The organism is Ruminococcus sp. BSD2780120874_150323_B10, from assembly GCF_015553695.1.
GTDB classification, from domain to species: domain Bacteria; phylum Bacillota; class Clostridia; order Oscillospirales; family Acutalibacteraceae; genus Ruminococcoides; species Ruminococcoides intestinale_A.
In genome coordinates this window covers 97,242-117,917 of sequence record NZ_JADNHD010000004.1, presented here as the reverse complement: position 1 = coordinate 117,917, position 20,676 = coordinate 97,242, and the positions used below count along the sequence as shown (strand labels likewise).

Here is a 20,676-nt window from a genome sequence, read left to right as displayed (position 1 = left end):
ATGAAGAATAAAGCGTTTAAGACAAAGCTGCTGACAGTCCTGCTCACGCTGTGTATGTTGCTGTCGCTGGTGCCGATATCGGCATTTGCGGTGGATTCGACAGTCAGCAATGAAACGGAACTGACTGCGGCACTTGAAAATGCGGACTGCGCGGAGATCAAATTAGGCGGAAGCATTGAGACCACTTGGGAACTTGATGTGGGGCGCACTGTAACTCTTGATCTTAATGGATATACCCTGAGTTGCAGCGGGACAGATGAGGATATAATTCGGGTGCGCAGCAGCGGAAGCCTGACAATAAAGGATAGCAGCACCGGCGGCAAGATCGACGGGCAGAACAAAAACTGCGGAATTGAAGTCAAAGGCGGTACGCTGACCCTGGAGAGCGGCAGCATCGTGAACTGCACGGATGCCGACGGCGACGGCGGTGCAGTGGATGTTTCCAACACTGGTGTGACGGAAACACAGGTCAAGTATGGTAAGTTTATTATGAACGGCGGTGCCATCATGGACTGCAAAGCCGGCGATGACGGCGGTGCGGTGGACATTGGCAGCGGCTGCACTTTCATTATGAACGGCGGCACCATCAGTAGTTGCAGAGCCGACGATGACGGCGGCGCAGTATTTATTAAGCAGAGCGGCTCTTTTGAGCTGAACGGCGGTGTCATTCAAAATTGCTCTGCCGGTGCCAACGGCGGTGCGGTAAATATTTATCAAGATGGCCGCTTCACCATGACCAGCGGTACTATAAAAAGCTGCAAGGTAGACCTGGGCGGTCTTGGCATGGCGGTGTACGGCAGCAACGACAAGGCCGTGGTCACCATGACCGGCGGCACCTTTGAAGACTGCGGTGCATACCCTTATTCCTTTGATGAATTTACCGTAACCTTTGACTCTGACGGCGGAAGTGCTGTGACAGCACAGAAGGTGTTGAATTCTCCGGCCATTAAGCCCGCCGATTCGACAAAGAACGGGTACCTTTTTGCCGGTTGGTATCTGGAGGATATGCAGTATGCCTTCGACACAACGGTCACTACAGATATTACCCTGAAAGCCCATTGGACACCCATATCAGCGTCGACTGCCATCAGTGCGGCTACTATCGAGAATGCGAAGTTCGACTATCAGCCGGGCGATGCCCCGCGGGCAACCGCCGAGGTGCCCAACTACGATACCGATAAATACGAAATCGCTTATGAATGCTGGCAGGAATTTGAAAACAACGAACCCGTTGCCGCTTGGTATTCCGATAACGGTTCACACGGTTCTCTGCCGACCATCACGGAATTTGAAAGCGGAAAAGAATATGTGTATTTCGTTATGCTGAAACAGAAAGACGGATATTCCTTTAGCAGCGAAACCGCCGTTACAGTGAATGGGGAAAGCGTAAAGTCGAGTTTGAGCGGAGAATTCCTGTATCTCCCTGCTGTAAAGACAATTAAGCCCGCCAAACAGAACAGCACGATCACTGCCGTCGATGTTGCGAATGTGAAGCTCGACTATCAGCCGGGCACTGCCCCGCAGGTATCGGCCAAGCGAGCAGGCGCCGATCAGGATAAATATGATATTCTCTTCGAGTGCTGGGAGAAGAATGAGAAAGACGCCAATGACAGCATGCACACGGTTGGCTATTGGTATTCCGATGAAAGCTGCTATTCGGACGGCGATGTTCGATTCAGCACTTTTGAAAAGGGCGGAAGATACGAATATTCCGTGAAACTTCAGGCGAAAGACGGCTATACCTTCGACAGTAATTTGACAAACAAAGAAAATGTCACATTGAACGGAGCAAGTCTGCCGTCCTTTGCGTGGGTCATGGTGATGGATGATGGAAAGACTTGCCTCATTACATATGGAACAGAGCTGCGCCCCGGTCAGGCTGTAGAGAAAATTGACTTTAATGCTCGTATCAACTTTAATGCCAGCGACAAACCGAGCTTTATGACCAGTGCCGTGAATCCGTTTATTGATCTCGACCATGAGCGTTGGGACGCCAATGACGGCAGCGGCTATGGCATTACCTCTAGCGACTACTGGAACGAGCGTTACAACGGCAAGCTCATTACGGAATTTGAAGCCGGAAAGAGTTACACCTATGGCGTATATTTCAAGATTTCCGACTTGGGCATGGAAGAGGGCTATCGCTTTGATAAGAACACAAAGCTCTATATCAACGGTAAAGAAATCACCCTGACACCTGATCAGATCAGTGTAGACGATAACGGCGAAACCATTTGGTTCATGAATGTATTGACCATGACGCCGACCACCGTGAAAGTTATTGATGTGGTGGAAATCAACGGTGTCACCGTCAGCTTCAAGGATGGCGACAAGCCCGTTTTTACCGGCAAGAGTCCCGAAGGCGTGAAGTATGCATACAATTGCGAGTGGTGGGAACTGGACAGCAAAACCGGTGCGATTTCCGCAGATTTCTTCAGTGGCGCTTATGAAAACAAAATCACCGCTTTTGAAGCCGGGAAGACCTATCATTACGGTGTGTATGTAAAGGCTGTGGGCTATGTTGAAAGTGAAAACACCACTTATCTATTCGGTCCCAACACTAAGCTGAAGATTAACGGCGAATTTGTGAATTATAAGCGTTACGAAGGCGATGAGAGCGACGGCTCTGACGGTACTATGTGGGTTCTCACTGATCTGACAATGACCCCTGAAGCAGGTGGCACGACTCCTGCCGAGAAGTACGCTGTTACCTACACCGACGGCGTGGACAATGAGGAAATCTTCAAGGATCAGGTTTATACCGTGGAATTCGGCAAGGCTACCCCTGCCTTCAACGGCACTCCTACCCGTGACGGCTATAAGTTCACCGGCTGGACTCCGGCAGTTGCCGACACTGTGACCAGGAATGCTACTTACACCGCACAGTGGGAGAAGCTGACTCCTGCCGAGACCTTTACCGTTACCTACACCGACGGCGTGGACAATGAGGAAATCTTCAAGGATCAGGTTTATACCGTGGAATTCGGCAAGGCTACTCCTGCATTCAACGGCACGCCTGCCCGTGACGGCTATAAGTTCACCGGCTGGACTCCGGCAGTTGCCGACACTGTGACCAGGAATGCTACTTACACCGCACAGTGGGAGAAGCTGACTCCTGCCGAGACCTTTACCGTTACCTACACCGACGGCGTGGACAATGAGGAAATCTTCAAGGATCAGGTTTATACCGTGGAATTCGGCAAGGCTACCCCTGCCTTCAACGGCACTCCTACCCGTAAGGGCTATACCTTTGCCGGATGGAAGCCTGCGGTTGCAGCCACAGTGACAAGCAACGCTACCTATGAGGCAACTTGGAAGTCCGACTCTGCAACGACAACGCCGAGCGATAACAAGCCGAGCACTGGCGAAACAACAAGCCCGAATACCGGCAATGGGACAAAAAGCCCAAAGACCGGCGATAACAGTAACCTTGCTTTGTGGTTTGCCGTTCTGTTCATCAGCGGCGGCGTCCTGACTGTGCTTGGCATCGCAAGCAGAAAGAAAAGTAAAAATGCCTTGAAATAAGGCTTTTATAAAGGAGGAACTCTTATGAAAAAATTAAAAAACCTTAACAAAAACTCAGGAGGGAAAGTCAGTATAAAATTGAAATCGGCACTTTTGTTATTACTCGTAGCAATATTCAGCATTTCAGGCATAATGACGGTCAATGCCGCTACAGTCAAGGACAACGGAAAATACACGCTGCTACTCACCTGCGGCCTTAACGGTATGGACGGCAAGGTCGACGGCGATTATGCAAAAATGATAAAGTTTGATGCTGCCGACGGGGACACAACGGTAAGCTTATCCGAATTGACTGCGGGCGTACTTCCATTCAACGGCAGCACCAAATTCGCCTATTGGGCAACGGATTGGACGGGCGAAACAAAAGTCGCAGAGGATATACCTTTGTCGGATTTCAATTCGGAGGGTACATTTTGGGTAAGCGACGGTGAGGTGGCATACACCAACGGCTTTGAGATTTACGCAGCATTCTCCGAGGAACCGTTAAAGGGAACAGGCACATATTACCTGACGCTTGACGGCGTCGGCGGCAAAGTAAACGGCAAGTATGAAATGACCCTGACAAGCAGCTCGGGCGAGTATAAGACGGTTGATTTAACCAAATACACCCCCGTAAGAGACGGCTATACCTTTGTCGGTTGGGCTTTGAACGGCGAGTTTGTAACGGAAATATCGGCTGATTGCTTTAAGGAAAGCGACGCTGTAACGGTTCTCGCAACCTATACCAAAAACACCTTTGACAACGACGGTATCGTAGTAACTCTCAATGCTAACGGCGGACAGCTCAACGGTAAGGAGTCTAACACATACGACTATGTAGGCGGCAGAGACTCCGGCGCATTAATGTCACTTTTGCCCTATGTTCCCGTAAGAGAGGGGTATACCTTTAACGGCTGGAACACCAAAAGCGACGGTAGCGGTACTATGGAGAAGTATATTTATTGGAGAATTTGGGACAATAACGAGGAGACCAATAAGAAATATGATAAGGATACCTTGATTACGGAAGACAACGATTATGTGCGGTATAAAAATGTGACCTTGTACGCCTCCTGGACGAAAGCCTCCGGAGAGCCGGAAAAACCCGGTAAGGACACGGTAAAGGAAATTCAAAGCACGGGAGAGACAAAGGCAAAAATCGAATTTGCAACAGAGGTCAGCAAGGATTACAAGCTGGATATCAAGTCCATTGAGGTCAAGAAGGAATTGGCAGACAAGAATGTGAAATTTATTGCGGACATCAATGTGCTGGACGGAAACAACAATGTTGTGAAGATCAGCGATACCAAAATGAAGATCAGAATTGCTCTGCCGGAAGATTTGAAGGGGTATGACAAATACGAAGTCGTTTACATTGTAAATGATGAGATTAAAGAGACCTTGCCTGCTACGGTAGAAAACGGTTATATTGTATTTGAGACAAACCATTTGAGTCAATATGGAATCATTGCGACAAATACCGGCAATGGGACAACAAGCCCGAAGACCGGCGAAACAACAAGCCTGAAGACTGGCGATACAACAAGTCCGAAGACCGGCGATACAACAAGCCCAAAGACCGGCGATACCAGCAATATTGTTCTGTGGGCTGCGCTGCTGTTCATCAGCTGCGGTGCATTGGTCGGTACTCTGGTAATTGATAAGAAGAAAAAGACCATGAAATAAGCGACCTTTTGAAGGGCGGTTCGCCGACTGCATGACAGGCGGTGAGCCGCCTTTTATAGCCACATATCTTTCAAAATTTTACACAATCCCTGTAAAAATGTGTTGCAGGATGGTCAGAACCAGATTATAATTATTACGGTTTTTTGTACATTTGTATGACAAGGTAAACGCGATTCCCGCCAAGCAGTCAGAACTGGAAAAGCAGCTACAGCTGCAGTACTTAAACTTAACATAAAAGAAGAGTACAGAGATGATGCGATTTCTTTAGCTGAAAATCTTGTAAACGGCGAATGTGACTTTACACAGGCTTTAAATAATGTTATTGCAAAATATCCGCAATTTATTACAACAACTACACCAAAATTAAATTTAGGCGGTCCAACAGGTGGACTACATAATATTACAACAAATGACCGTGACGCTTTTGTTTCAGGTGTAAAAAATATGGCAGTAAATTACGCTGAAAAATATTCTGATGTTATTGATGAACGCTTTAAACAAGGAGCGTTGACCGATTCGGTATTAAACACACAATATGAATTTGACGGAGTAAATAAAGTAAATGTTTATTCTATTGAAACTGTTCCGCTTAATGATTATAACATTAATGCAGCGGCAAACAGATACGGTCAGCCAAAGGAACTGGGCAATGATATTCAAAGTTTGAAATTATCACAGGATAAGTCTTTTACATTTACTATTGACCGAAAAAACCGTGATAATACAATGATGGCAAACAGTGCAGGTCTTGCCCTTAACCGTGAAATGGACGAAGTTGTTATACCTACAATTGACAAATACCGTATTAAAGTTATTGTTTCAAATGCTGGCACAGTAGAAAAGCAGGAGATTACAAAAGAAAATGCTTATGAAAGTTTTTTGCTTGCTTCTGCTGCTATGGTTGATAAGAAAGTACCAATTAATGACCGTGTAGTATTTGTTACACCGCTTTATTATACATACCTTAAACTGGACAAGCGTTTTACTTCATACGGTGACAAAGCACAGGAAATAGCAACTAACGGAGCAGTTGGAAAAATTGACAATACCGAAGTTGTAGTTGCTCCAACTGATTATTTTCCCGAAGGTGTCAATTATATTATTATTTACAAAACTGCACTTCTTTTACCACTTAAATTATCAGAATACTTACAGCACGAAAACCCGCCAGGACTTTCGGGCTGGCTCTGTGAAGGAAGAATTTATTTTGATGCTTTCGTTTTAAAGAATAAGAAAGACGGTATTTTTGTATCAGTTAATTCAAGTTATGTTGCTGATAAAGCCGTAACAGGCGAATAAAATAACGCTTTTTCCTCTTTTTAATACATTTAAAACCACCCTTGCATTTAGTTTATACTGTTGCAAGGGTGGTTTGATTTTACATTGAAGATGTTGCATTTTATGCATATTCATCCGTTTTGTAACGGTGATTTTACACGCTTTTATCTTTAAGTTTACAGTTATAACGGCTTTTTGCGGTTATAGTTTTGGTGAAGTCAATTATTGATTAGCTGACGGGCAACAGCAACCGTACACAGAATTTTATGGGATGCATTTATTTTGCGTTATTTCTTTTTCATACAGTTTTTAAAACATTTTTTATCAAATGACGGGTTGAATGCGTAGAAATTCTTTTCGTCAAGTTTGTCGGTCATAAGTCTCAGATTTTCACCGAAGCGTTGATAGTGTACTACTTCACGCTCACGCAAAAATCTTATTGCGTCTTTTACATCGTAATCATCGCAAAATCTTAAGATATTATCATAGGTCGATCGCGCTTTTTGTTCGGCCGCCATATTTTCGTGGAGATCTGTAATTGGATCGCCTTTTACCTGCATAGATGCGGTTGTATAAGGTGAACCTCCTGCCGATTGCGGATATACGCCTGTTGTATGGTCAACAAAGTAATCTTCAAAGCCTTGCTTTTTGATTTCATCTTCCGTGAGGCCTTTTGTAAGCTGATATACAATTGCACCTATCATTTCAAGGTGATTTAATTCCTCGGTACCGATGTCGGTTAAGGTGGCTTTTAATTCCGGCAGCGGCATTGTAAATCTCTGACTTAAATATCTGAGTGATGCGCCGAGTTCTCCGTCAGGTCCACCGTACTCCGAAAAGTGATAATCAGATATAAAGAAATATATCAACCGAAGAAGTTGAGCGGTTAAAGACTATGCAATCTACAAAGCCTTTTAGTATTTCGTTCTTTTCTTTTTCGCTTATTGCAGGGCTTTTTAGAGTTGCTAAAAAGTTTTTCTTTTCTTTTACATTTTCTTTTCTTGGTTTAGTTTTTTCTTGTTTTAATTGAACTTGACGGGAAGAGAGATTTTTTATTTTATCTTCTACAGACTTTTTGTATTCTTTTACTTCTTCAACGGTGTAGATTCCTTCAAGATATGCGTTTTTTATCCGTTGTATTTTTTGATTTTCTTTTTCGATTAAGTTAATGTAATCAATGCAGTCAGCACAAGTTTGAGATAAAGACTTGACCGAAAGTTTAAAATCTTTGTTTTTAAAAACCTGTTCAAGTCCGAGTATTACAAGATTATTAATATTGGTAAGGCTGATGTAATGTGACTGTTTACATATTGATTTTGAGTATTTAATGCATTGCAGTCCTTTGTTTGAATATGCTAATGCAGAGCCGCAGTTGCTGCATTTTATAAAACCGTGCAGCATATATTCTTGTTTAATATTATTGTGTATGCCTTTTCTTTGTTTACGACCGTTAGCTTCTATCAAATTTTGAACTTTATAAAAAATTTCATCGCTGACAATAGATTTATGTACTCCTTGAGTGTACACAATATCTTTGTTGTTTGAATATCTGTAATCTGTTTTTCCGTTTTGATTCCAACGGATTTTTCCTATATAAACGGGATTTTTCAGGATATAATCTATTGTTCTGTTTTCAAAAGGATTTCCTCTTGTAGTTTTGACACCGATTTCGTTTAATTCGGATGCAATTTGCATGCTGCTCTTTCCGTCTATATAATCGGTAAAGATTTTACGAACAATTGTTGCTTTTTCTTCGTTGATAACATATTGTTTATCGACTATATCATAACCGAAAGAGGGAATAGTCACCGGCTGACCTCGTTTGACTTTTTCTGACATTCCTCGCAGCACTTCCCCGGAAAGGCGGATTGAATAATATTCGTCCATCCATTCTATGATACGCTCAATAAGTGAGGAAAACGGATTTTCTTCATCAAGAGTTTCGGAACAGCTTATTACCGAAACATCATTCTTTTTAAGCATAGATTTATATACAATGCTTTCTTCTTGATTCCGTGCAAATCTACTGAACTTCCACACAAGTATTGCACTAAACGGTGCAGGCTTTTGCTTTGCAAGCCCTATCATCTCGATAAATTGTGGCCGTTTTTTGACATATTTGCCTGACAATCCGTCTTCTCGAAATATGTACTCTGACGGGATATTGTAACCGTTTTGTTTTGCGTATTCTTTTATTATACGCAGTTGACTGTCAGGAGAAAGCTCGGTTTGTCGGTCTGTAGATACTCTGATATATGCCGCAGCGGTTTTAAGTTCTTTTTCCATAATAATCACTTTCTATCGCTTAATCTAAGTGAATTTGCTATAAGTCATAATATGTTTCAGAGATAAAAATGTGTTGATTTTTGCTATATATGTTGCTTGGCATCTGCTAATTGATTTTGCATAGCACATAATATATATGTAGGAATAGAATAAAGTTAAGGGGTGGTTATAAATTGTCAAAGGGGCAAAGTTTTATGGTTAGAATACATTTACCGATTAACGGGAAATATTATTTGTGGTATGAAGTTGACGAAGAGAGAAATGTAAAATGGTATTTGCCTCGTGACGAGGCAGTGGCACAAGAGGCTGTACAGAAAATGCTTGAAAATGTCGGAAAACATATGAGTAATTTTTACTCAAACAATTCAGAGTACATTAAAAATCTGTAAATATTGATATTTCAAAAAAATCAGGTCAATCTTTTATCAGATTGACCTGATTTAATATAATAGAATTTTGTATAAACAGTTTTATTTAGAAAAATCCCAATCAAGGAGTCGGTTACCTTTTACGATAAATGCCTTTTCGGAAATTTTAGCAAGTGGAGTGTCACTGTAGCTGTCGGAATAAAATTCGTAAATTTTTGTGTCACCAAACATTTCTCTGTATCGCCTTACTTTTTCTTCACCGTGGCAGTTTATACCGCTGTATTTGCCTGTATGTTCGTCAACGACAGATGCCATAAGATAATTTATTTTGAGAGTTTTGCATATTGGTGCAAGTAAAAATTCAGGGGAGGCGGATATTATTACATCATCTTTTTGCTGTTGATTTTTATAAAACGGTTTGATTTTGTCAATATTAATATTCCAAAAGTCGTTTATGTCTTTTTGTATGTCGCAGTATTTTAAAAATTTATACATTTTTTCTTTAAACTGCGTTTTTGTGCCGATTTTAAAAACATAGAATTTAAGAAAAGCACCGATAAGTGAGGGGGCAAGCAATAAAATTTTTTTATGCCTTTTTAGAGAAAAAATATAGAAATCGGCGGTTGAGTCGCCGTCATATATTGTTTTATCAAAGTCATATACATTCATAAATAAACCTCTTAGTAAATTATTAGCTTTATAAATACTTATATTTTTATATTTTATAATTAATTATAGATTTTTGCAATACCCTTGTTCACCTAATAATCACTTATTTTCGGCATACTTACTGTTGCTTTTTACCCTGAAATATAGTATAGTATAATGTGAGTAATAATATAGGAGTAATACAGTGTTCGGTTATTTACAGATTGAAAAAGAGGAACTTCTTGTAAAAGAGTTTGAAACATATAAGGCTGTTTATTGCGGACTTTGCAAGCAAATGGGTAAAGATTATTCTTTTTTAACCCGTCTTACATTGAGCTATGACTGTACTTTTTACGCAATGCTTTTGATGTCATTACATTCTTCGTGCGGCGGTTTTAAGAAAGGCAGATGTACCTGCAATCCTATTAAAAGATGTAATTTTGCTTACAGCAAAAATGACGATTACCAAAAGGCTGCGGCTTTTTCAATTATTACCGTTTACTACAAACTTATTGATGATATAAATGACAGCGGATTTTTTAAATCTCTGTTTTCGAGAATGATTAAGCCGTTTTTCTCACATCAGAGAAAGAAAGCTAAAAAGCGTTATCCGTGGATTGACGAATATGTGGCTGAAATGATGGAAAGACAGGCTGTTATTGAACAGGATAAAAGCTCTTCTGTTGATATTTCGGCAGACCCGACAGCCCAAATGCTCGGAAAAATCCTTGCAAAAGACGGTAATGACGAAACCGAGAGCCGAGTTTTATACGAATACGGATATAATATAGGCAGATGGATTTATCTTATGGATGCGGCAGACGATATAGAAAAAGACGCTAAGTCATTAAGTTTTAACCCTTTTATACAAGAGGACGGTTTAACTTTAGACAACAATATTATTTCGCTCACTCTTAATCAGTGCCTTGCAAGGGCATATGATGCGTATAATTTACTTGATATAAACGGTTTTAAGGGGATACTTGACAATATGATGCTTAGAGGATTCCCGAAAATTCAGAATAAAATTACAGATAAAACCCAAAAGGACTCGGACAAATCTTTTGAGTCGCAGAAAGGAAGTAAAGATGAATAATCCTTATGAGGTTCTTGGCGTATCTGAAAATGCCAGCGATGAAGAAATTAAAGCAGCGTACAGAAAGCTTGCCAAAAAATATCATCCCGACAATTATGCGGACAGTCCGCTTGCAGATGTTGCCGAACAAAAAATGAAGGAAATCAATGAGGCTTATGATACAATAAATCAATTAAGGCAAAAGGGCAGAGGCTCGGGTTCAACTTCAAATGCAACCGGCGGATATTCTCACCAATCCACAAGATTTCACGGTGTAAGAATTTATATTCAGCGCAATATGATTAACGAGGCCGAACAGATTCTTGATAATACAGAGCAACAGTACCGTGACGCAGAATGGCATTACCTTAAAGGTATGTGTGCATATCGCAAGGGTTGGGCAAATCAGGCTTATTCTTACTTTACACAGGCTGTAAATATGGACCCTAACAATCAGGAGTACCGTGCGGCTCTTAATAATATGAATAATCAGAGGGCTTATAATTACGGCGGCTACACTCAAGGTACACCAAATACAGGTGACGGTGCTATGTGTGATTACTGCACCACATGTCTTTGTGTAAACTGTCTTACAAACTGCCTTTGCAACTGTTGCAGAATGGGCTGTTAATATGAAAAAGTCATCTTCAAGTCCGTTAAAAACAACCTTTAAAGTTACAATTTCGGGTGTGTTGTCGGCACTTTCGCTTGTCTTTATGATGCTCACATCATTAGTGCCGCTCGGTACTTTTGCCTTTCCTTGTATGGCAGGAATTGTGCTTATGGTGATTGTAGTCGAAGCAGGTCATAAGTGGGCGTGGGGCGCATTTATATGCGTTTCACTGCTTTCGCTTTTCCTTGCGGGCGACAAGGAAGCTGTTGTATATTACATTATGTTTTTCGGTTATTATCCGATAATTAAAGGTGCAATAGAGGGAAAAATAAAAACAAGAGCCGTACAGTTTGTGCTTAAATATGCGGTATTCAATGCAGCGGTAATAGGAGCATTTTTTATAGCGGCTTTTTTACTTGCCGTGCCTGCAGAGGAATACACTATAGGCGGAATGTATGTACCGTGGATTTTCTTGCTTGCAGGAAATATATTCTTTACAATTTATGACTTGGCGGCAACAAAACTCGTTACATATTATATAGTTGTACTCAGAAACAAGCTTATAAAACCAAAATACAGAAAATGACAGAGGGGTAGTATTATGAGAAAAGTAAGCGCAAAAAAATTAATAATCCCGATTCTTGCCGCCGTATTGTTGTTTTTTTCACTTCCCGTAAATGCGGCTGAACTTTCACAGACAGAGCAGGCTGTGAGCGCAAGTGTGACAGCAGGAGCGTCAGGTTATGTAAATGATGACGGAGTAAATCTTCGTTCGGGAGCGGGTACAAGCTACAGTGTTGTGACTGTTATGGGATACAAAACAGAATTTACCTTTGACGACGGAACTCTGTACAACGGCGAGTGGTACAAAATCACTCTTTCGGACGGTACAAAGGGATATATTTACTATGAATATGCTACCGCAAAAGAGGTTACAGATACTCTCGGAACGGGTTACATAAATGCAAGTGATGTAAATATGAGATCGGGTGCGGGTACAGATTATTCTGTTATTACTACTCTTGATTACGGTACAAAAATTACCGCCGTTTCAAAAAGCGGTAATTGGTATTACATTGAACTTAGCAGCGGTACAAGGGGATATGTTTATGCGGATTATGTAACGCTTAATGCCGATGAACCGCAAAAGTCGGGACTTTCAAAGACAAGTCTTAGTATGTACAAAGGAAACTACAGCACTTTGTATGTAAACGGCGCAAAAGGTAATGTAAACTTTGCTTCATCAAATTCTAATATTGTATCTGTAACTTCGGACGGACTTTTATATGCAAAAGCTGCGGGTTCGGCAGTTATTACTGCAAGATATGACGGAATATCAGAGAGTTGCTATGTAACGGTTACAAGCGGAAGTTATGTAGGTATTTCCGATTCTGCGGTTCATATAAATAAAGACAAATCTGTTTTTCTTACCACAGATTCATATGTAGATTGGAAAACTTCAAATTCAAATGTAGCTACAGTCAGCGACGGTGTTGTATATGCCAAGAGCGAGGGTACTGCCGTAATTTCGGCAGAAACAAGCTACGGTGCAGGTACCTGTATTGTAACTGTAGAAAAAACTGCGCCTGTTCGTTTCGTATATGCCACACCTAATTCGGCGCCTCTTAACAGCCTTGTTACTTTGAATGCCATAACCGATAATACAAAGCGTGGTTTGTATTTTACGATATCCAATGAAAAAGAAAGCTATACACTTCACGCCGATTCAATAGAGAAAGACGGCGACAATATTATTTGGTCTGCAAAAACTGTGCTTGATACTTCGGGTACATGGAACTATACAGCGTATTCGCTCGCAGAGGACGAAAACTATTACAGAACTGTCGAAGATGATGCAGAGGGCGAAGTTTTTGTTACAACTTCAACCGATACTACAACTGCGGTTCTCGGTGAACGCCGTGCAAGCGATGAAATAATCTCTCTTATCGCAAATTATGAGGGATTTTTGCCTACGGTAACACCTGACTATATTACGGGTGACGCAACATTAGGTTATGGCAAGGTTGTGTGGTCCGGCGAACAATTTTACAATAATCTTTCAAAAACCGAGGCATATGCTTATCTTTGCCAAACCGTAAACAGTGGCGGATATACTTCTCGAGTTAATAAGTTTATGATTTCAAATAATGTAAAGTGTAACCAACAGCAGTTTGATGCACTTGTGTGCTTTACATATAATGTAGGAGCATATGCGCTTGAAAATGACAGCGATTTGTCGGACACTTTACTTAATACAGCATATCAGCCTGCATTAAAACCGTCTGCAAATGCTCAAGGCTATGTAAGCGGTGACGGCGTAAATTTGAGAAGCGGAGCGTCAACATCTTATTCTGTTGTATCCGTTATGTCTTACGGTACAACCTTTACTTTCGTTGACGGCAGTCTTTATAATGATAATTGGTATAAAATTAAATTGAGTGACGGCACGGTGGGATATATTTATTCCGACTATGCCTCTGTAATGTCAGCAAGCAGATGTCTTGATAATGTAAGTCAGTCTGCATATGCTAAGAATTTCTTTGCATATCACCATGCGGCAGGCGATTGCTATGAGGGACTTTTATACAGAAGAGTTGATGAGGCTGAAATATTCTTTTACGGTGATTACATAAGGGACGGTTACGAAAACAAGTACGGTTTCAGTTACACTTGCGCCCGTAACCCGAGCTTTGGATTGTGATAAATATTTAATTGGTATTACTTATTTGAAAGGGAGTATTATAATGAAGAAAATCGGTTTTATTGGTGCAGGAAATATGGCAACTGCAATTATCGGCAGTCTTATGGGACAGAATGACGGCAAGGCTGATTTTATTAATGTTTTTGACCTTGACAAGGAAAAATGCGATATTATGAGCAAAAAAGGCATTAATATTAAAAAATCCGCCGCTGATGTTATGCTTGAAAGCAACATTACCGTTCTCGCTGTTAAGCCGCAGAATTATCCCGAAGTGCTTGAGGCATTAAAGTCACAGGTAACAGCTGACAAAGTTTTTGTTTCAATTGCGGCAGGTATTTCTATTGCATATGTGCAGAATCTTCTTGATTGTAAATGCCCTGTAGTAAGAGTTATGCCTAATACTCCGCTTTTGCTCGGCAAGGGTGCGTCTGCACTTTGCCCGTCAGATAATATCTCCGAAGAAGACAAACAGATTGTTTATAATATGTTTGCGGGCAGCGGTGTTTGTGAATATATTGCAGAAGAGCATATGAACGAGATTATATCTGTAAACGGAAGCAGCCCGGCATATATTTATCTCTTTGCAAAAGCTATGGCAGATTATGCTCAAGAGTGCGGCATTGATTATGACAAGGCAATGAATCTTATTTGTGCAACTCTTGAGGGTTCGGCTAAAATGCTTAAAGAGAGCGGCGACAGTGTTGATACACTCATTGAAAAAGTAAGTTCAAAGGGCGGTACTACCATTGCTGCTCTTGATGCAATGAAAGACCTCGGCTTTTATGATGCCGTTAAAAAAGGTATGGCTGCCTGCACAAAGAGGGCAGAAGAGCTCGGTAAGTAATTACATTAATAGATAATTAGCATACAAGCAAAATATTCCGCATATTTTTATTAAGGATAATTATATGGAGGAATGTTTTGTGAAAGGCTTTATATTTTCGATAAAGGAAAAAACAGATTTAATCAGAACAGGCAGGTTTTCTCTGACAACACAAGATATAAAATATTACATAAAGAGATACGGAATTTATATATTGTTTATTTCAATGTTGATTGTCGGACTTGCCTGCGGAACTGTGTATGCAATGTCTGCCGACAAGGAAATGCTTGCTTCTCTTGATTTTTTGTTTTTTACAAATCTTGACGCACGGCTTTCACAAAATGTAATTAACACATTTTGTGCCTGCTTTGCATCTGATTTTATATTTTTGTTCGCAGTATTTTTACTCGGATTAACCCCTTGGGGAATCCCTGTACTGCCTTTTATTGTGTTTTTAAAGGGCTTCGGTACGGGAATTACTGCCGGATATTTGTTTTCGGTTCATTCGTTAAAAGGTATAGTTTTCTATCTTTTTGTACTGTTGCCCGGAACATTTTTATTTTGTCTGGCACTTATTTTATTTTCTTCCGCCGCTTTTACCGCATCGGGAAATATGTTTTGGCAGATTATAGCGGATAAAAAAATGGGCGGATCTTCGCACAGGTATATATCGGACTTTCTTTCAAGGGGAGTGAGTTGCCTTATACTCGCTTTTCTTTCTGCCGTGCTTGACGCTGCATTATGGGGAGTTTTTGCGGGGAATTTTAATTTTTAACCTATGGAGGTCGAACAATGGCAGGGAAAAAAGCAAAGTTCGCTTTGACTGATTTTTTCAACAACCTATTTAATAATTTCGGTAAAATAGTTTTTACAAACCTATTGTTTGCCGTACCGCTTGCGGTGTTGGTTACGGCTTTTTATTTTCTTGACAGTGCACTAAAACTTAACGGATATTTTATTCTTATGCTTTCGATTATTCCGCTTTCACCTTTTTTTGCAGGCGTAACCCTTGTTACCTCAAGACTTGCAAGAGGAAAAGAAAATGTGGATGTTTTCAAAACATTTATTGAGGGCATAAAAAACAATTGGAAAAGATTTTTAATTCACGGTGTAATTACATACTTTGCGGTTATATTCAGTTATTTTTCAATAAGGCTGTACAGCGCATTAATTTCACAGCCGAATGCAGACTCGTTTTTCCTTGTAATGCTCTATGTTTGCCTGATAATTTCAATTATTATTGCAGTTGCATTTCTTTTTATTTTCTTTTATGTACCGTCAATGACAGTTACATTTGATTTGTCACTTAAAAATATTTATAAAAACAGTGCGCTTATGTCATTCGGTGAGTTAAAGCATAATATTATTGCAACATTCGGTCTTTTTGTAATTGTGCTTTTTTGCGCTACAATTCTTATTTTTGTAGGCAATACAGACAGCAGTATTGCGCTTATAATTACAACCGCAATTCTTATGTTTGTACTTGTGCCTGCGCTTGCTTCTTATGTTATAAATGCCTCGGTTTATCCCGGAATGTATAATCTTATGACAGAAAAAGAAAAACGCTCTAAAAAAATTGATAAGAAAATGGACAACAGAAGAAAAGGTCAGTTTATTGACGAGGAAGATGAGGAAAACAATATAGCCGAGGAATTTCTTGACCTTGATGTCGAAGAGAATAAAGACGGCGATGAATATATTTTCTATAATGGAAAAATGGTTAAGCAAAGTGTAATCATTAAGATGAAAAAGGAAAGAGAGAAAGCAGAGGGGAAATCTGATGAAAGCAAAACACGCTGAAAAACGACCTAAAATAACAATAAGTCTGTGGCTTTTTATTGCTATAATTGCGTTTTTGGTGCTTTTGATTATCGGTATTACTTTTTATTCGGTACAGCGAGAACTTAATTCCGATAATAAAAACAATAACTCAACGATTGCTGCAACAGAACAGACGACGGCAGCAGAAACCACACAGGCTGTTACAGAAGAAACAACCGAGCAGTCGATACAGAAAACTACAGAGGAAAGCACTGAAAAGGAAGAAGCTTCTGTTGAGCCGACCACACAGGCAATTGTAGTAAGCGGTGCAGAGAGTGCGGACAAAAATCTGAATTTTGACGCAGAGATGTATCCGTATAAGGCTTTTGACAATGTAGGCAAGCGTGATGCATCTGTAAAAGAAGTTTTCGGCTCGGTATATGGCGGAGAGGGAATTACCTTTGATAAAAACGGACTCTTTTCCGATAATATTACCCAGTCGGAGTATAACTATGGTGCATATACCGTAACTGACGGCGTAATTAATATGACATACTCAAATGACAAAAATAAATCTGCGGAAATTATCTCGTACAAAGGCAATGTTCCGAGTGAAATAAAGATTGATTATGTCGGATATGATGTTTATTTTAAAATTGGAAGTGCAAATTAATGAGCAAAACCAAAAAGAATAAAAAAAGAAACAAAGTAAATCATACCGATAATAAAAATAAATTTAACCGTAAAAAGGCAATTACAGTCACTGTTGTTCTGCTTGTAATTGTCGTAGCGGTAGTAGCTTTGATTTTTACAATACATAATAAAGCGAATGATATTGTCGGTACAGATTGGGTATCATCGAGTGCTGTAAATGCAAGCGGCGATGAAGTGAAAATGGCAGAGGTTTATAATACAAGCTATACTTCGTATCAAGGCTCGCTTTCATTTAAGGATGACGGTACTTTTTCGCTTTGGCTCACACCCGGCACATCAGAGGACGGTACGCACTCCGGAAAGTATACTGTAAACGGCGATACAATTACCGCCGCTTTTGATGACGGAGAAACTACAACAAGTTTTTATATTCACCGTAACGGTGATAAAATTGAATCAATTTCATTGAATTATGAAGATTACGAAGTTTATTTCACTTTAAATAATTAATATCAAAGCAACAGGCTGTCGCACTTTTATAGCGGACAGCCTGTTTTTTATATGTTTTGGAGTATGCACCACCGTACTGCGTAATAATGATTTTAGCAAGTTTTGCATTGGTTTGTTTGATGTTTACGGGATACTGCAATTTTTTTTCATATACAAACATTACAAATCCTCCTCGTTATCCCACGGCCAAGGATTTTTAACCCACTGCCATTTATTAGCTGTATTTGCCTCTTTGCGTAAAGGTCCGTATTTTTCTTCGTATTCTTCAATCAAGGGCAAAAGTTTTTCTTTACATTCTTTTATCTGCGAGAGTACCTGTTGGTCGTATGGGTGAGTGTCAAGAAAAATCTGTAAATCAAGAATTGAGAATTGATATGTTGATATTTTCTTTAAAAGAATTTCTCTCTCAGTCATTTTTTACACCACCGCATTTATTACCGTAAAAAGGCTTGTTCAATTCCGGAAAAACTGTGCCTGCGTCAAGCGCCTGAACAGGGGAGTAGGTTTTTGGATTACTTTCCTGAAACGGAACATATGCCATTGCCGGAGGTGTTTTTTCAGGAAATTTTGATGTTGCGTATCTTGAAATTACTGTATTGATAATGTCCACATAAATTTCTCCTTTCCGAGCTTGTTTACTCAATAACATATTATGCACTTGTATAAAATTAGTACCAAACTGCTTTTACGGGAATACTTTTTATGGCAAAAACTTGAATTGTCAGTGAAATTTTGATAAAGTATATAGGGAAGTTTTGTGTACGAAAGGATGATTTTATGAGCTGTGTTTATTTTGTAAGACACGGTGAAACCGTATGGAATGTTGAAAATAAAATTTGCGGTTCTACGGATATTGACTTAACGCAAAAGGGTCATGAACAGGCTATAGAAACAGGTAAAAAGATTTTAAACGATAACATAAAGGCAGATAAAATCCTTTATTCTCCGCTTATCAGAGCTAAAAAAACGGCAATGCATATTTCAGAAATAACAGGTATTCCTGCTTTTGAAGAGCCAAGACTTACAGAACAGAATTTCGGAAAATTTGAGGGAACTCCAAGAAACGGTGATGAGTTCAGAATTGCCAAAGGCGAGTTCATTTGCCGATACAGCGGCGGCGAATCTATGTTGCACCTTGCGCAAAGAATTTATAATCTGCTTGATGATGTAAAAGCGAGCGGTGAAACCTGTATTCTTGTTGCGCACAACGGAATATCAAGGGTGATTAATTCATATTTCTATGAAATGACTAACACTGAATATGCAAATTTCGGAGTTAAGAACTGTGCTGTTTTAAAATATGAATTTGAATGATTTGTGGAGGCAAATTTAATTGGATAGGGTAAAGAAAAAAGAATTGGATTTCGGCAATGATAAAATATTCAGTATATTGTTAAGACTTGCACCCCCTGTTATGCTTGCCCAACTTATACAGGCATTGTACAATATAATAGACAGCTTTTTTATAGGTAATTATTCAGAATCGGGACTTACGGCGCTGTCAATAATTTATCCGATACAGTTGTTGATGATTGCGCTTGCGGTCGGTACGGGCGTTGGTATAAATACTCTCATGGCGCATTTTCTCGGTGTTGACAACAAGGAAAAAAGTGATGAAACCGCAGGCGTAGGAAATTTCCTTGCGTTTGCAATGTGGTTTGTTTTTGCTCTTATATGTTGGTTTATAATGCCGTTTTATGCACAAATATCAACAAATTCACAGGAAATTATAGATGAAGTAATTGTGTACGGCAGAATAGTTTGTGTATTTAGCTTTGGTTTGTTTTTTGAAAGCATTTGGACAAAAGTTATGCAGGCGACGGGAAATATGAAAATACCTATGATTGCTCAAATTGCGGGTGCTTTTGTTAATATTGCTCTTGACCCATTGTTAATTTTCGGTATCGGATTTTTCCCCGAATTGGGCATTGCCGGTGCAGCTATCGCTACAGTAGTAGGACAGATTGCGGCGGCTTTAATTGTAATGAAAAAAGGCTGCAAAAGATCGCCGAAAATATCCAAATACAAAGAATACATAAAGAGAATTTACCACTTAGGTTTTCCGAATATTCTTATGCAGTCTGCATACACATTGTATATATTCGGATTAAATCTAATATTAAAGGGATTTTCCGATCAGGCAGTCACCGCTTTGGGTTTATATTATAAATGGCAGACAATATTTTTTATTCCTCTCGGTGCAATGCAGACCTGTATAGTGCCTGTTATCAGTTTTAATTACAGTGCAGGAAACAGAGAAAGATGCGGAAAAACTCTAAAAGATTCGGTTATACTTGGAATGGTACTTATGCTTATCGGTGTACTGTGCTTTGAAATAATGCCCGATGTACTTATGGGTACATTCTCAAAGGACAGCGAGGTAATCAGAATAGGCTCATATGCGTTAAGGGTAATTGCCGTTTCTTTTATACCAATGGTTACATCACTGATTTTTCCTGTATTTTTTCAGGCAATCGGTTCGGCTTTTAAAAGCTCCGCACTTACAATTCTGAGAACAATTGTGCTTTTTGTACCGCTTGGTTGGGTGCTTGCACATTTTGGACTTGAAAGTTTTTGGTTTACATTCCCGATAACAGAAGTTATTACAACCGCAGTAGGTTTTATTATGTACAGGAAAAGCAGATTTGGCAGAAGGTTAAGTAACGGATATACGATATAATGCTTACAAATTATACAAATTGCCCTGTAATGTTATTGACAAATTTCGCATAATGTGGTATTATAATAAAAATATAATCTTACAAGGAG

At 39.9% G+C, this 20,676-nt stretch carries 20 protein-coding genes and 1 pseudogene; 15 read left to right on the top strand and 6 right to left on the bottom strand.

Features of this window, described 5'->3' with window-relative positions; all coding sequences use genetic code 11:
• The 3 genes from I2E21_RS04200 (at window position 1) to I2E21_RS04190 (ending at window position 6,489) form a co-directional block, all read left to right on the top strand.
• Window positions 1-3,525: an InlB B-repeat-containing protein gene (locus tag I2E21_RS04200; protein WP_195410516.1), complete on the top strand. Its 3,525-nt coding sequence runs from the start codon at window positions 1-3 to the stop codon at window positions 3,523-3,525.
• A 24-nt stretch (window positions 3,526-3,549) separates the two neighbouring features.
• Window positions 3,550-5,190, top strand: a complete 1,641-nt coding sequence (locus tag I2E21_RS04195) for an InlB B-repeat-containing protein (protein ID WP_195410515.1) — start codon at window positions 3,550-3,552, stop codon at window positions 5,188-5,190.
• A 444-nt stretch (window positions 5,191-5,634) separates the two neighbouring features.
• Window positions 5,635-6,489: a N4-gp56 family major capsid protein gene (locus tag I2E21_RS04190; RefSeq protein ID WP_195410514.1), complete on the top strand. Its 855-nt coding sequence runs from the start codon at window positions 5,635-5,637 to the stop codon at window positions 6,487-6,489.
• A gap of 266 nt (window positions 6,490-6,755) precedes the next feature.
• Here the strand turns inward: I2E21_RS04190 and I2E21_RS04185 are convergent, their stop codons facing one another.
• Both I2E21_RS04185 and I2E21_RS04180 read right to left on the bottom strand, forming a co-directional pair.
• Window positions 6,756-7,334, bottom strand: coding sequence for a manganese catalase family protein (locus I2E21_RS04185; RefSeq protein ID WP_347708277.1), 579 nt, complete (start codon window positions 7,332-7,334; stop codon window positions 6,756-6,758).
• Window positions 7,315-8,754 (bottom strand): recombinase family protein, encoded by a 1,440-nt coding sequence (locus I2E21_RS04180; RefSeq protein WP_195410512.1) that lies wholly within the window; start codon window positions 8,752-8,754, stop codon window positions 7,315-7,317. Before I2E21_RS04180 ends, I2E21_RS04185 begins: the two co-directional genes overlap by 20 nt.
• A 194-nt stretch (window positions 8,755-8,948) precedes the next feature.
• Here I2E21_RS04180 and I2E21_RS04175 point away from each other — a divergent pair, with 194 nt between their 5' ends.
• The gene (locus I2E21_RS04175) at window positions 8,949-9,143 is read left to right on the top strand and encodes a hypothetical protein (RefSeq protein WP_195410511.1); all 195 of its coding nucleotides are present in this window, start codon (window positions 8,949-8,951) and stop codon (window positions 9,141-9,143) included.
• 81 nt (window positions 9,144-9,224) lie between these two features.
• Here the strand turns inward: I2E21_RS04175 and I2E21_RS04170 are convergent, their stop codons facing one another.
• Window positions 9,225-9,791, bottom strand: coding sequence for an HAD-IB family phosphatase (locus tag I2E21_RS04170; RefSeq protein ID WP_195410510.1), 567 nt, complete (start codon window positions 9,789-9,791; stop codon window positions 9,225-9,227).
• 184 nt (window positions 9,792-9,975) lie between these two features.
• Between I2E21_RS04170 and I2E21_RS04165 the strand changes: the two genes are divergently transcribed.
• From I2E21_RS04165 to I2E21_RS04125, 9 genes are all read left to right on the top strand, one after another.
• Entirely contained in the window at window positions 9,976-10,866 is an 891-nt protein-coding gene (locus I2E21_RS04165; protein WP_195410509.1) for a DUF5685 family protein, read from the top strand.
• Window positions 10,859-11,476, top strand: coding sequence for a DnaJ domain-containing protein (locus I2E21_RS04160; protein ID WP_186934939.1), 618 nt, complete (start codon window positions 10,859-10,861; stop codon window positions 11,474-11,476). The genes I2E21_RS04165 and I2E21_RS04160 overlap by 8 nt, the downstream gene beginning before the upstream one ends.
• Window position 11,477: 1 nt before the next feature.
• Window positions 11,478-12,044, top strand: coding sequence for a hypothetical protein (locus I2E21_RS04155; protein ID WP_195410508.1), 567 nt, complete (start codon window positions 11,478-11,480; stop codon window positions 12,042-12,044).
• Between the two features lie 15 nt (window positions 12,045-12,059).
• Window positions 12,060-14,159 (top strand): SH3 domain-containing protein, encoded by a 2,100-nt coding sequence (locus tag I2E21_RS04150; protein ID WP_195410507.1) that lies wholly within the window; start codon window positions 12,060-12,062, stop codon window positions 14,157-14,159.
• A gap of 43 nt (window positions 14,160-14,202) precedes the next feature.
• The gene (gene proC / locus I2E21_RS04145) at window positions 14,203-15,003 is read left to right on the top strand and encodes a pyrroline-5-carboxylate reductase (RefSeq protein ID WP_195410506.1); all 801 of its coding nucleotides are present in this window, start codon (window positions 14,203-14,205) and stop codon (window positions 15,001-15,003) included.
• A 79-nt stretch (window positions 15,004-15,082) separates the two neighbouring features.
• Window positions 15,083-15,757 (top strand): stage II sporulation protein M, encoded by a 675-nt coding sequence (locus I2E21_RS04140; protein ID WP_186934935.1) that lies wholly within the window; start codon window positions 15,083-15,085, stop codon window positions 15,755-15,757.
• A 17-nt stretch (window positions 15,758-15,774) separates the two neighbouring features.
• Window positions 15,775-16,782 (top strand): DUF624 domain-containing protein, encoded by a 1,008-nt coding sequence (locus tag I2E21_RS04135; RefSeq protein ID WP_195410505.1) that lies wholly within the window; start codon window positions 15,775-15,777, stop codon window positions 16,780-16,782.
• Complete coding sequence (locus I2E21_RS04130; RefSeq protein WP_195410504.1) at window positions 16,763-17,416, top strand: hypothetical protein; 654 nt, start codon at window positions 16,763-16,765, stop codon at window positions 17,414-17,416. Before I2E21_RS04135 ends, I2E21_RS04130 begins: the two co-directional genes overlap by 20 nt.
• Entirely contained in the window at window positions 17,416-17,907 is a 492-nt protein-coding gene (locus I2E21_RS04125; RefSeq protein WP_195410503.1) for a lipocalin family protein, read from the top strand. The genes I2E21_RS04130 and I2E21_RS04125 overlap by 1 nt, the downstream gene beginning before the upstream one ends.
• A 67-nt stretch (window positions 17,908-17,974) precedes the next feature.
• Here the strand turns inward: I2E21_RS04125 and I2E21_RS04120 are convergent.
• The 3 genes and pseudogenes from I2E21_RS04120 to I2E21_RS12225 form a co-directional block, all read right to left on the bottom strand.
• Window positions 17,975-18,067 (bottom strand): annotated as a pseudogene (locus tag I2E21_RS04120) (manganese catalase family protein); the annotation flags it as partial.
• Complete coding sequence (locus I2E21_RS04115) at window positions 18,067-18,321, bottom strand: spore coat protein CotJB (protein WP_186934931.1); 255 nt, start codon at window positions 18,319-18,321, stop codon at window positions 18,067-18,069. The pseudogene I2E21_RS04120 and the gene I2E21_RS04115, both read right to left, overlap by 1 nt.
• Window positions 18,314-18,517 carry a spore coat associated protein CotJA gene (locus I2E21_RS12225; protein ID WP_294657101.1) on the bottom strand — a complete coding sequence of 68 codons (204 nt, stop codon included), beginning with the start codon at window positions 18,515-18,517 and terminating at the stop codon, window positions 18,314-18,316. The genes I2E21_RS04115 and I2E21_RS12225 overlap by 8 nt, the downstream gene beginning before the upstream one ends.
• A 167-nt stretch (window positions 18,518-18,684) precedes the next feature.
• Here I2E21_RS12225 and I2E21_RS04105 point away from each other — a divergent pair, with 167 nt between their 5' ends.
• Complete coding sequence (locus tag I2E21_RS04105) at window positions 18,685-19,221, top strand: histidine phosphatase family protein (protein ID WP_195410502.1); 537 nt, start codon at window positions 18,685-18,687, stop codon at window positions 19,219-19,221.
• Between the two features lie 19 nt (window positions 19,222-19,240).
• On the top strand, window positions 19,241-20,587 hold the full coding sequence (locus I2E21_RS04100) for an MATE family efflux transporter (RefSeq protein WP_243240585.1): 1,347 nt from the start codon (window positions 19,241-19,243) through the stop codon (window positions 20,585-20,587).
• Window positions 20,588-20,676 lie beyond the last annotated feature (89 nt).